We start from the raw sequence: 11,819 nt of genomic DNA on the forward strand, positions 1-11,819 counted from the left end.
ACGATGCGAAGCGAGCCGCTCTTGATCTTGATCTGCTTTTGATCTCAGGCGCCCCGTTAAACCACGCTGGCCGGAATTCGACAGGGATTTGGGGGGTAAACCGGCAGGGATGCCGGTTTAGCCGCCCCGCGCCATGGATGGCGCGTGGCGGCGGCCCCCCAAATCACTGGCGGATTACGGGCACACCGAGCCACAGCGAGGTGCCGAGTGGTGGGGCAAGAGCGTTTTGCTTACTTTTGCGCTTTTCAAAAGTGAGCCGCTGTTGAACTGCCCCCCGAAAGTTGGACAGGGGACGCTATTGATTTAGTGCCTGGGTCCGAAATTGTACTGGACTCAAGCCATTCAGTCTGAGGCTTATGCGGTCTTGGTTGTAGTAGGCGATGTAATCCTCTATGCCTGATGCCAGCTGCTCCACACTCTCAAATGACTCCAAATAGAAAAACTCGCTCTTGAGCGTGCCGAAAAAGCTTTCCATCGCGGCATTGTCCAAGCAATTACCCTTGCGCGACATGCTCTGCTCAATGCTCTTTTCGGCCAGCATGTGTCGGTAGGTAGGCTGCCTGTACTGCCAACCCTGGTCAGAGTGCAGTATCGGTTTGTCACCTTGATTCAGTCGCTCAAAGGCTTTTTCCAGCATCGTCGAAACCATCCTGAATTCGGGACGTCGGTTGACCTGGTAAGCCAGGATCTCGCCGTTGTACAAATCTATGAGAGGCGAGAGAAACAGCTTTTGCCCCTTCACCTTGAACTCCGTCACGTCGGTTGCCCATTTCTGGTTAGGGGCTTGTGCCTTAAATTCGCGCTTTAGTAGATCAGGCGCAACAAGCCCTTCAGCACCTCGGTAAGAGCGATATTTCTTCACTTTGACCAGCGACTTGAGGCCTATCATCTGCATCAGTCGATACACCTTTTTGTGATTGATCAACTCACCACTGTTTCCAAGGGTCGCGGCGATGCGGCGGTAGCCGTAACGCCCCTTATGCCCGTGATAGACGCTGCGGATGCGATCTTTAAGGCCGGCATGCTTGTCGGTTAGCAGTGTTTTGCTTTGGTAATAGAAGGTGCTGCGTGCCAGTGCCGCAGCACGTAGCAACAGAGCAAGTGGATGCTCATGCCTCAATCCTTGGACGGCCTGCGTTTTTTGGGTTGCGCAGTACGAGGATCCGCTTGGATTAAGGCATCGAGCTTTTTTAGATAGGCATTCTCCGCACGCAGATAAGCCAGTTCTGCGAGCATTTGTGCAGGGGTCAGTTCTGCGTCCGCAGGAAGAGCAGGACTTGCTTTGGGTTGCCTGGAAGGTTTGCGGGGCATGCTGGACTCTTTAAGACGATGCGGTTGTAGTGCTTCTACACCGCCTTCATCGTACAGCTTTCGCCACTGTCTGATACTACTTGGACCACGGATATCAAACCGTATACAGGCCTGTTGGTCCGACAGTCCGTCTTGTTTGATGCACTGCAAAACCTTCAATTTAAACTGGGCATCGTAATGGCTGTACTTGGCAATCAAGCCAGAGGCGCCGTGCTTTTCAAAACCCTTGACCCAGCGTCGCAGCAGCGATGGACTCAAGCCATGCTTGAGGGCCACCTCATGAACACTACTGGCAGACAGGCACTCTTCAATCAATGATTGCTTGAGCGCTAGGTTGTATTTCGTCATGGAACACTCTCCCGAGGGGGCAGGTGTCCAACATTCGGGGGGCAGTTCATGTCAGAGCGGAACCCTAGGTGGCCGTTACCTAAATAACGGATATGTACTCAGTCTGATCCTAAATCCCGGTAGGCTGTCAGGCCGTCTTCGCGAGCAAGCCCGCTCCCACAGGTTGATCGCGGGGTGCCAGGTAGATGGGCGCCGGCTGTCAGGCCGTCATGGGAGCAAGCTCCCTCACCACAGGTTCAGCGTCGCACCAAAATTGTGTAGATACCTATGGCTATCGCAGGCAAGCCAGCTCCCACATTTTTACTGCGTTCGCCTGATGAATCAGCGGCGGCTGCTGACTTCGGCGGGGACGTCATCACCGGCCATGCGTTTGCGGAACAGGGCGGTTCGCGCCAACAGCAGTGTGGTGACCGGCACGGTGATCGCGAGCAAAATCGGAATCAACCAGCCGTGCAACACCGGCCCGGATTTGAGCGTTGAAAAGTAGATGATCGACGCCAACGCCACGCTCCAGGCCCCCAACGTCGAGGCGAGTGCCGGCGGGTGCATGCGTTGAAAAAATTCTTTCATCCGCAGCAAGCCAATCGCGCCAATCAAGGCAAACAGGCTGCTGAGCAACAGCAACGCCGCCACGATAATTTCAACCCATAACGGCATCATTCAATCACCTCGCCACGCAGCAGGAATTTGGCCAGGGCGAACGAGCCGACGAAGCCGAACAGCGCGATCAAAAGCGCCGCTTCAAAGTAAGTGTCGCTGGCATAGCGAATACCCAGGGTGAGCATCATCAGCATCGCCAGGATGTACAGGTAGTCCAGCGCCAGTACCCGGTCCTGGGCCGAGGGGCCTTTGAACAGGCGCACCAGGGTCAGCACCATGGCCAGGGAAAACAGGAACAGGCTGAACAGGATCGCATTGGCGAGCAGGGCGCTCATTCGAAGATCTCCATCAGGGGCCGTTCGTAGGCGTGCTTGAATTGCTGGATAAACGAGGCCTCGTCATCCAGGTCGAAGACGTGCAGCAGCAGGATGCTGCGGTCCAGGGCCAGTTCCGACCAGACGGTGCCGGGGGTCACGCTGGTGATCATCGCCAGCACGGCCAGGCCGTTGGCGTCGCGCAGGTCCAGGGGGATCTTGATAAAGCGCGAGCGCGGTGGGCGGGAGCCGCAGGTGAGTACGCCCCAGGCCACGTGCAGGTTGGAGATGATCACGTCGAGGCCGACCCGGAAGAACAGGCGGATGATCACCCCTGGGCGGCGGATGCGGATCGGCAGCGGGCGCAGCGGCGCCATCAGCAGCGGCGCAAGAAAGCCCAGCAGTGCGCCCAGCAACAGGTTGCCGGGGCTGATCGACAGGTTCAGCACCAGCCACAACACCCACAACGCCAACGACAACCAGGGAGCCGGGAACAGACGCTTCATGGTTGCACCTCCAGGGCGGCGGCCTTGGCTTCAGGGCTGGGCACTGGCCGGGTCGCGAGCACTGCCATCACGTAGTGTTCCGGGTTGTTCAGGCTGTCGGCGGTGGCTTGGGTGTAGCGCATCAGCGCCTCGGCCTTGAAGGTCAGCGCGATGCTCAACCCCAGCAGCAGGAAGATCGGCACACATTCGTAGCGGCGCAGCAGCGGTGATGGGCGTTCTTCCGGGGTCCAGAAGCGCTGGATACCGAGGCGGGCGAACGCGATGAGCGAGGCCAGGCCAGAGAGAATCAGCAGCGCCACCAAGCCCCAGGCCGCTGGGCGGATTGACTCATCCACGGCGTTGCCCAGGCCCAGTGGGTTGATCAGCGCGCTCAACAGGCTGAGCTTGCCGATAAACCCGGACAGTGGCGGCATGCCGATAATCAGCAGCGCACAGGCGATAAAGCTCAAGCCGAGAAAGGCCATGGTCCAAGGGATGACCTGGCCGATCACCGCTTTTTGCTCATCGTCCAGGTTCACGCCCGGGCGCGGATGCAGCGATTCCATGGCTTTGGGCAGCGCATCGATCTCTTCATCCAATGGGAGATCGTTGGCCGAACGCGAACGCTCGATCAATTCCGCCAGCAAAAACAGCGCACTCAGTGCCAGGGTGGAGCTGACCAGATAGAACAGCGCCCCAGCGGTCAGGCTCGGCTGGGCAAACCCGACGGCCGACAGCAGGATCCCGGCCGACACCAGGATGCTCAGGCTGGCCATGCGCTCCAGGCGCTGCGCCGCCACCATCGCCAGTGCCGCGCAAATGATGGTCGCCATGCCGCCGTACACCAGCCAGTCGCCGCCAAACAGCGCCGAGGCGCCGGCCTGGCCGGAGAACAGTAGGGTCCACAGGCGCAGCACGGTGTACACGCCGACCTTGGTCATGATCGCGAACATCGCCGCCACCGGCGCGCTGGCCGAGGAGTAGGCGGGCGCCAGCCAGAAGTTCAGCGGCCACATGCCGGCCTTGGCCAGGAACGCCGTCGCCAGGATCGCCGCACCGGCATGCAACAGGCCGCGATCGGCCTCCGGCACCAGCGGGATCTTCAGCGCCAGGTCAGCGAAGTTCAGCGTACCGGTGACGCCGTAGATCATCGCCGCGCCAATCAGGAACAGCGACGACGCCAGCAGGTTGATCGCAATGTAATGCAGCCCCGACGACACCCGCGCGCGGCCGGAACCGTGCAGCATCAGACCGTAGGAGGCGGCCAGCAGCACCTCGAAGAACACGAACAGGTTGAACAGATCGGCGGTGAGGAAGGCGCCATACAGCCCCATCAGCTGGATCTGGAACAGGGCATGGAAGCTGGTGCCCGCACGGTCCCAGCGCGCCATGGCGAACAGCAGCGCACTCACGCCGATCACCCCGGTAAGCACCAGCATCATCGCCGACAGTTGATCCACCACCAACACGATGCCGAACGGTACCTGCCAGTTGCCCGGCAGGTACACGCCAATGGAGCCGGGGCCGCCTTGTTGCGTCCAGTACAACAGCAGCACAGCAACGCCCAGGCCGACGATGCTGGAGCACAGATTGATCTGGGCTTTGAGCGGGCGGCGTTTCTCGCCCAGCATCAGCATCAGCCCGGCGGTGAGCAGCGGCAGCAGGATCGGCGCGACGATCAGTTGATTCATCCACGTCATTCCTTGGGCTCCCGGCCGTCTACATGGTCAGTGCCGGTCAGGCCCCGGGATGCCAGCAGCACCACCAGGAACAACGCGGTCATGGCGAAGCTGATGACGATGGCCGTGAGCACCAGGGCCTGAGGCAGTGGGTCGGTGTAGTTGAGCAGGTCTTGGGGCACGCCGTCCTTGATGATCGGCTCCTTGCCGATAAACAGGCTGCCCATGCTGAAGATGAACAGGTTGACGCCGTAGGACAGCAGGCACAAACCCATGACCACTTGGAACGTCCGTGGCCGCAGGATCAACCAGACGCCGGAGGCCGCCAGGACCCCAATGGCTATTGCGATGACTTCTTCCATCAGGCGGCTCCTTCGGTTGCAGCAACCACTTTGGGCTGGTTGCTCGGTTTATGCGCGCGCACCGACTGGTGGCCGAGGGCGGTAAGCATCAACAACGTCGAGCCCACGACCATGGCGTACACGCCGACGTCAAAGAACAGCGCACTGGCGATATGGATATCGCCCAGTAGCGGCAGGCTCAAATGCCAGGTATGCGTGGTGAGGAACGGGTACCCGGCGAACAGCGCACCCAGCCCGGTCAAGGTGGCCGACAGCAGGCCGAAGCCCATCCAGCGCATCGGCCGCAGGCTCATCTGCGCCTCGACCCACTGTGTACCGGCGACCATGTATTGCAGGATAAACGCCACCGACATCACCAGCCCGGCGACGAAACCACCACCCGGTTGATTGTGGCCACGCATGAACAGGTAGAACGACACCACCAGCGCAATCGGCAGCAGCAAGCGCACCAGCACCGCCGGCACCATCATGAAGCCCAGGGCGGTGTCGCTGGCCTGGCGCGGGTTGACCAGATCGGTCGCCACGTCCGGCGCCAGTTGGCGTTGTTGGGGCGGTAACTCCATGCTTTCCTTGGAAGGGCGGAAGCGGCGCAGCAAGGCGTACACGGTCAAGGCCACGGCGCCGAGTACGGTGATTTCGCCCAACGTGTCGAAGCCACGGAAGTCCACCAGCATCACATTCACCACATTGCTGCCGCCGCCTTCGGGCAGGGCGCGGCTGAGGTAAAACGAGGAGATATCGTTGGGCGTCTGACGGGTCAGCATCGCGTAGGACAACAGCGCCATGCCGCCGCCGACCGCGGTGGACAGCAGCAAGTCACGCAGGCGGCGGATACGCGCCTTGCGCAGCGAACTGGGCAGTGGCGAGACTTCTTCGATCCGCCGTGGCAGCCAGCGCAGGCCCAGCAGGATCAGCACGGTGGTGACCACTTCCACCACCAGTTGGGTGAGGGCCAGGTCCGGTGCCGAGAACCATACGAAGGTGACGCAGGTCATCAGGCCGCACACGCTGACCATGGTCAGGGCCGCCAGCCGGTGGTACTTGGCTTGCCAGGCGGCGCCAAGAGCGCAGGCAATCGCCAGCAACCACAAGGTGACGAAGACGATGGAACCCGGGATTTTCGGGCGGTCGCCCCAGCTGAGGCCACTGTTGATCATCGGGATCATTGCGCCGATCACCGCCAGCAGCACCAACAGGAACAACTGGGTTTGCAGGCGCTTGGTGCTGATTCGCTTCTCGATGCGGCGCACGCCGCGCATCATCACCACCAGGCAGCGCTCGAAACCGCGCTTGCCGTTGAAGTAGCCGATCAGCGGTGGGTATTCGAAGCGGCCACGCTTGAGTTGTTTGCGCAGCAGCAGGTACAGCACCACGCCGCCGGTCATCGCCACCAGGCTCATGATCATCGGCGCGTTCCAGCCGTGCCAGATCGCCAGGCTATATTCGGGCAAGGTACCACCCACCACCGGCAGGGCGGCAGCGGCGAGGATCGAGCCGACCACCTGGGCCGGGAAAATCCCCACCAGCAGGCAGGTGAACACCAGCAGCTCGACCGGTGCGCGCATCCAGCGCGGCGGCTCGTGGGGCGTGTGCGGCAAGTCGGTGGCGGGCGGGCCGAAGAACACGTCCACGGTAAAGCGCAAGGCATAGGCCACGCTGAACGTACCGGCGATGGTCGCGATCAGCGGCAGGGCGATTTCCACCCATTGGGTCGACGAGATAAACACGGTTTCGGCAAAGAACATCTCTTTGGACAGGAAACCATTGAGTAACGGCACCCCGGCCATGGACGCACTGGCGACCATCGCCAGGGTCGCGGTAAACGGGATCAGGCGCACCAGGCCACTGAGCTTGCGGATATCCCGCGTGCCGCTTTCGTGGTCGATGATGCCCGCGGCCATGAACAGCGAAGCCTTGAAGGTGGCGTGGTTGAGAATGTGGAATACCGCGGCAACTGCGGCCAGTGGGCTGTTGAGGCCCAGCAGCAGGGTGATCAGCCCGAGGTGGCTGATGGTGGAATAGGCCAGCAGGCCCTTGAGATCGTTTTGAAACATGGCGCAGTAAGCGCCGAGGAGGAGAGTGAGGGCGCCGGCACCGCCGACGATCCAGAACCATTCTTCGCTGCCGGACAGCGACGGCCACAGGCGGGCCAGCAGGAACACGCCGGCCTTCACCATCGTCGCCGAGTGCAGGTAGGCCGAAACCGGCGTCGGCGCCGCCATGGCGTGGGGCAGCCAGAAATGGAAGGGGAACTGCGCGCTTTTGCTCAAGGCGCCGATCAGCACCAGGGCGAGCATGACCGGGTACAGCGAATGCGCGCGAATCTGATCGCCCGCCGCCAGCACCTGGTCCAGGTCATAGCTGCCGACGATATGCCCCAGCAGCATCACCCCCGCCAACAGGCACAAACCGCCTGCGCCAGTGACCATCAGCGCCATATACGCCCCGCGTCGCGCATCGGCACGGTGGTGCCAATAGCCGATCAGCAGGAACGAAAACAGGCTGGTCAGTTCCCAGAAGAATACGATCTGGATCAGGTTGCCGGAGATCACCAGGCCAAGCATGGCGCCCATGAACGCCAGGAAAAACGCAAAGAAACGCGGCACCGGGTCGTCCGGTGACATGTAATAACGCGCATACAGCGACACCAGCGTGCCGATGCCCAGCACCAGCATCGAGAACAGCCAGGCGAACCCATCCATGCGCAACACGAAGTTCAGCCCCAGGCTGGGCAACCACATGAATTCTTCGCGGATCACGCCACCGTGGGCGATCTGGGGGTAGAGCAGGGCGACTTGAATAGTACCGACCAATGCCACAAGGCCGGCCAACAGGGATTCGGTGTTACGTGCGTTATGCGGCAGCAAGGCCGCCAGACAGCTGCCGATAAAAGGCAGAAGCAGTAGAACTATCAGGGACATAGGCTTCTAATCTGCGGGAGTTTGGGATGCATCATACGTGCCGCTTTCACGATCACCAAACGCCAAGATGTGGCAGGATCCTACAAGGTAGGCTGAAACTTCCCATTTGGCACTGTTTGAACCTGCGCTTGAATTAAAAAGCCGACCTCTGTGGGAGCCGTTATCTGCAGCGACGCCGTACCTGTGGCGAGGGAGCTGGCTCCCGTGACGGGCTGACAGTCGACGCTTATCTCCCTGACACCCCACAATCCAACTGTGGGAGCTGGCTTGCCTGCTATGGCGGCCTATCAGCCGACACTTCTCTACCTGGCACCCCACGATCCAATTGTGGGAGCGGGCTTGCTCGCGAAGGCGGCCTGGCAGTCAACACAATTGGATTGTGTACATATCCATTGCTGCGGCAACGGCCACTTAGGGTTCCGCCCTGACGGCGGCTCACTTTTGAACAGCGCAAAAGTAAGCAAAACGCTCTTGCCCCACCACTCGGCACCTCGCCGGGGCTCGGTGTGCCCGTAATCCGCCAGTGATTTGGGGGGCCGCCGCCACGCGCCATCCATGGCGCGGGGCGGCTAAACCGGCATCCCTGCCGGTTTACCCCCCAAATCACTGTCGAATTCCGGCCAGCGTGGTTTGACGGGGCGCCTGAGATCCAGATCAAAAGCAGATCAAGAGCAAGAGCGGCTCGCTTCGCATCGTGGTTACTGTTGATCGCAAACTATCCCTGCCGCTCCTGCTCCAACGCCTCTGCCAACTCAACGGCCTTTTGCCCCTTGGTCTTCAACTCGCTCACAATCACCGCCACCACAATCAACACCGCGCCCAGCATCGCAATCGGTGGGAACCGCTCCCCGGCGATTCGCCCAACAACGCCTGCCCACACGGGCTCACCGGCATAAATCAACGTTGCCCGGGTTGGCGACACACTTTGCTGGGCCCAGTTCATCGCCACTTGGATCACCGCACTGGTCAAGCCCAGGCCCACGGCACTGAACAGCAGCAGCCAGGAAAAGCCCGGCAACGCCTCGCCCATGGGCACCACCATCATGAATGACAGCACCGAAGCGGTGGCCAGTTGCACCACGGTCACCCGGCGAATATCCACCTGGCCGGCAAATGCGCTGATCAAGATGATCTCGGCCGCTATTGCCACTGCACCGACCAGCGTGGCGATTTCACCTGGGCTGAAGTTAAACGAAGCCCCCGCCGGGCCGGTCAACAGCATCAACCCGGCAAACGCCAGCATGATGCCGATGCTGGGCATCAACCCGGGGCGACGGCCCAATACCAGCCACTGCAACAGCGGCACGAAGGGTACATACAAGGCGGTGATAAACGCCGACTGGCTGCTCAAGATGGTTTGCAGGCCGATGGTCTGCAAGCCATAGCCGAACATGATTGCCACACCGATAAACACCCCGGCCTTTAGTTCGAACAGGGTCAGGTCGCGCAGGGTGCGCAAGGAAAAGAGCCCCACCACAATCGTCGCCGCCGCGAAGCGCAGGCCGACAAAGAACATTGGCCCGCTGACGGTCATGGCGTGCTGCACCAGCAAAAAGGTGCCGCCCCAGATCATGGTGATCACCACCAGGATGCATTCGGCTTTACTGAAACGGTTGAAACGCGACGGGGAGTTCGGGGCGGTCATGGCGGCTCGGTCTTGCAAGGGGAAAGCACGGACCGCACAATGCGCCGCACGCTGGGCAGTATACTGCGCACACCTACTCATTGAGCAATATAGTGCACAAAGAAAATCCGCAACGGGCCTCGGTCCTGCAGCACGTCAGCCAGAACGTTCGTCGCCTGCGCCATGCCGCCGACCTGAGCCAGACCGCGCTCTCGGAAAAGTCCGGTGTCAGCCGGCGCATGCTGGTGGCGATTGAGGCAGGGGAGAAGAACGTCAGCTTGTCGACCCTGGACCGTGTCGCCGAAGCGTTGGATGTGGCATTTAGTGACCTGATCCAGGCGCCGGATGTGCGCGATCATAGCCGTATCAACGAGTTGGCCTGGGCGGGCGAAATTGCCGGTAGTAAGGCGGTGTTGCTGGCCAAGGCCACGGCACGGCGTGAGGTCGAATTATGGGAGTGGCGGCTTGAGCCCGGTGATCGCTATTGCCCGGACCCTGACTTGGAAGGGTGGAGCGAACAGCTGTTTGTGTTCGAGGGCAGACTGACGCTGGTGATAGGTGATCAGGAAAATGTGATCGAAGCTGGAGAGTTCTTTATGTTCGCCAGCCACCAGCCCCATGCTTATCGCAATGATGGGGACGCGGCGGTGCGATTTGTTCGAAATGTGGTGATTTGAACAACACTCAGGGGTGAGCCAGCATGAGTCAATCAACCCGCAATGCTGATGTACTGATCATCGGCGGCGGCCTGAGCGGTACGATGCTGGCCGTGCAACTGCTGCGCCTACCGGGCACGCGGCGCATCCTGGTAGTCGAACCCCGTGCTGAACTGGGGCGCGGCGAGGCCTACAGCGCGGTCGAATTGGGCCATACGCTGAACGGCAATGCCGCCCGCATGAGCGTTGACCCGGACAATACCGACGACCTCACTCAGTGGCTCACCGACTACATCAGCGCCGGGGGATGGCCCGAGTCGTATCAACAGCATGTGCCCATCAGCGAACTGTTCCCGCCGCGGGGGATTTTTGGACTGTATGCCCAGCAGCGCTTGGCTGAAGCCAAGGCGCGGTCCACCTCGACCGTCGAGCACATCCGTGCCGAAACGGTGGACCTGCAAGTCGATGCAACCTCGGCGCTGTTGACGCTCGATAATGGCGAGCAACTGCGGGGCGCCTTTGCGGTAGTGGCCACCGGCATGTTCCCGGCGGCGCGCACCCCGCAAACCGAATCCACAGGTTTGAACGCCGCTGCGCTGGATCCTTGGGATGTACGCGCAATGATCCAATTGGACCCCCAATCGACGGTACTGGTCATCGGCTCCGGCCTGACCATGGTCGATGCCGTGGTCTCCCTGGAACAGGCCGGGCATCGCGGGCCTATCGAGGTTTTTTCGCGCCACGGCTTGTTGCCCCATGTACGCCGGCAACCGCCGAGCTGGAACGACTTCCTCGCCGCCGACCACAGCCTGAGCAGCCCCCGACAATTGCTGCGTGAGGTGCGACGCCAGTGCCAGCTCGCGCTGGAGCAAGGCATCGACTGGCAGGCGCCGTTGGACACGGTGCGCGGGCATATCGCGCGGCTGTGGAGCCAGGCCAGTGAGGCTCAGAAGCGCCAGTTCGTGCGGCATGTGCGGCCTTGGTGGGAAAGCCATCATCACCGTTCGCCGCCAATGAGTGCGCAACTGGTGGAGCGCTTGCAGGGGGAAGGGCGGTTGCGGATCCGTGCGGCGTCGTTCAAGAGCTTGATGCCGTCGCAAGAGGGGGTCGCCATTACGGTGCGCTACCGTGGCGAGGATGTGATCACCCAGGTGTGGGGCGCTGCGCTGATCAATTCCAGCGGCATCGAATACGACTGGCGCCGGGTGGCCCGGCCTTTGCCGCAGCAATTGCTCAAGCGCGGGTTGGTCCAGCCTGGGCCGTTGGCGCTGGGGATTGCGGCGGATGCGTGCGGCGCAGTGCTGGATGCTAGCGGCCAGGTCAGCCCGCGACTGTTCGCCATGGGGCCGCCGTTGCGGGGCATGTGGTGGGAGAGCACGGCGGTGACCGATGTGGCCCTGCAGGCCAAGGCACTGGCCGCCAGGCTGGCACAGGCTTGAATGTGGGAGCTGGCTTGCCTGCGAAAGCGGTAGTGCAGTAACGGATGCACTGGCTGACACACCGCCTTCGCGAGCAAGCC

General features: G+C 61.4%; 10 protein-coding genes. 2 read left to right on the top strand and 8 right to left on the bottom strand.

The window, feature by feature from the left end; all coding sequences use genetic code 11:
* Positions 1-295: 295 nt before the first annotated feature.
* The 8 genes from A7K61_RS31310 to A7K61_RS12725 form a co-directional block, all read right to left on the bottom strand.
* Positions 296-1,659, bottom strand: a protein-coding gene (locus A7K61_RS31310) for an IS3 family transposase (RefSeq protein ID WP_139129487.1) whose coding sequence is annotated in 2 segments (ribosomal slippage) — positions 296-1,194 and positions 1,194-1,659 — 1,365 coding nt in all. Because the reading frame shifts where the segments join, the coding sequence is not laid out codon by codon here.
* Between the two features lie 321 nt (positions 1,660-1,980).
* Positions 1,981-2,319, bottom strand: a complete 339-nt coding sequence (locus A7K61_RS12695) for a Na+/H+ antiporter subunit G (protein ID WP_014718935.1) — start codon at positions 2,317-2,319, stop codon at positions 1,981-1,983.
* Positions 2,316-2,594 (bottom strand): K+/H+ antiporter subunit F, encoded by a 279-nt coding sequence (locus A7K61_RS12700; protein WP_003192168.1) that lies wholly within the window; start codon positions 2,592-2,594, stop codon positions 2,316-2,318. The genes A7K61_RS12695 and A7K61_RS12700 overlap by 4 nt, the downstream gene beginning before the upstream one ends.
* Complete coding sequence (locus A7K61_RS12705; RefSeq protein ID WP_044267902.1) at positions 2,591-3,079, bottom strand: Na+/H+ antiporter subunit E; 489 nt, start codon at positions 3,077-3,079, stop codon at positions 2,591-2,593. Before A7K61_RS12705 ends, A7K61_RS12700 begins: the two co-directional genes overlap by 4 nt.
* Positions 3,076-4,758, bottom strand: coding sequence for a monovalent cation/H+ antiporter subunit D (locus tag A7K61_RS12710; protein ID WP_032896621.1), 1,683 nt, complete (start codon positions 4,756-4,758; stop codon positions 3,076-3,078). Before A7K61_RS12710 ends, A7K61_RS12705 begins: the two co-directional genes overlap by 4 nt.
* Positions 4,755-5,099: a Na+/H+ antiporter subunit C gene (locus A7K61_RS12715; RefSeq protein WP_003192163.1), complete on the bottom strand. Its 345-nt coding sequence runs from the start codon at positions 5,097-5,099 to the stop codon at positions 4,755-4,757. The genes A7K61_RS12710 and A7K61_RS12715 overlap by 4 nt, the downstream gene beginning before the upstream one ends.
* The gene (locus tag A7K61_RS12720) at positions 5,099-8,020 is read right to left on the bottom strand and encodes a monovalent cation/H+ antiporter subunit A (RefSeq protein WP_044267887.1); all 2,922 of its coding nucleotides are present in this window, start codon (positions 8,018-8,020) and stop codon (positions 5,099-5,101) included. The genes A7K61_RS12715 and A7K61_RS12720 overlap by 1 nt, the downstream gene beginning before the upstream one ends.
* Before the next feature lie 715 nt (positions 8,021-8,735).
* The gene (locus tag A7K61_RS12725; RefSeq protein ID WP_069557691.1) at positions 8,736-9,665 is read right to left on the bottom strand and encodes a DMT family transporter; all 930 of its coding nucleotides are present in this window, start codon (positions 9,663-9,665) and stop codon (positions 8,736-8,738) included.
* Between the two features lie 92 nt (positions 9,666-9,757).
* Between A7K61_RS12725 and A7K61_RS12730 the strand changes: the two genes are divergently transcribed.
* Positions 9,758-10,321: a helix-turn-helix domain-containing protein gene (locus tag A7K61_RS12730; protein WP_047711165.1), complete on the top strand. Its 564-nt coding sequence runs from the start codon at positions 9,758-9,760 to the stop codon at positions 10,319-10,321.
* 23 nt (positions 10,322-10,344) lie between these two features.
* Positions 10,345-11,739, top strand: coding sequence for an FAD/NAD(P)-binding protein (locus A7K61_RS12735; protein WP_069557692.1), 1,395 nt, complete (start codon positions 10,345-10,347; stop codon positions 11,737-11,739).
* Positions 11,740-11,819 lie beyond the last annotated feature (80 nt).

Source organism: Pseudomonas sp. AP42 (genome assembly GCF_001728935.1).
GTDB lineage: Bacteria > Pseudomonadota > Gammaproteobacteria > Pseudomonadales > Pseudomonadaceae > Aquipseudomonas > Aquipseudomonas lactis.

Bases quoted from the DNA above. Each gene is read 5' to 3' on its own strand.
- A7K61_RS12695 (WP_014718935.1), bottom strand. From the start codon at position 2,319: ATGATGCCGTTATGGGTTGAAATTATCGTGGCGGCGTTGCTGTTGCTC.
- A7K61_RS12700 (WP_003192168.1), bottom strand. From the start codon at position 2,594: ATGAGCGCCCTGCTCGCCAATGCGATCCTGTTCAGCCTGTTCCTGTTT.
- A7K61_RS12705 (WP_044267902.1), bottom strand. From the start codon at position 3,079: ATGAAGCGTCTGTTCCCGGCTCCCTGGTTGTCGTTGGCGTTGTGGGTG.
- A7K61_RS12710 (WP_032896621.1), bottom strand. From the start codon at position 4,758: ATGACGTGGATGAATCAACTGATCGTCGCGCCGATCCTGCTGCCGCTG.
- A7K61_RS12715 (WP_003192163.1), bottom strand. From the start codon at position 5,099: ATGGAAGAAGTCATCGCAATAGCCATTGGGGTCCTGGCGGCCTCCGGC.
- A7K61_RS12720 (WP_044267887.1), bottom strand. From the start codon at position 8,020: ATGTCCCTGATAGTTCTACTGCTTCTGCCTTTTATCGGCAGCTGTCTG.
- A7K61_RS12725 (WP_069557691.1), bottom strand. From the start codon at position 9,665: ATGACCGCCCCGAACTCCCCGTCGCGTTTCAACCGTTTCAGTAAAGCC.
- A7K61_RS12735 (WP_069557692.1), top strand. From the start codon at position 10,345: ATGAGTCAATCAACCCGCAATGCTGATGTACTGATCATCGGCGGCGGC.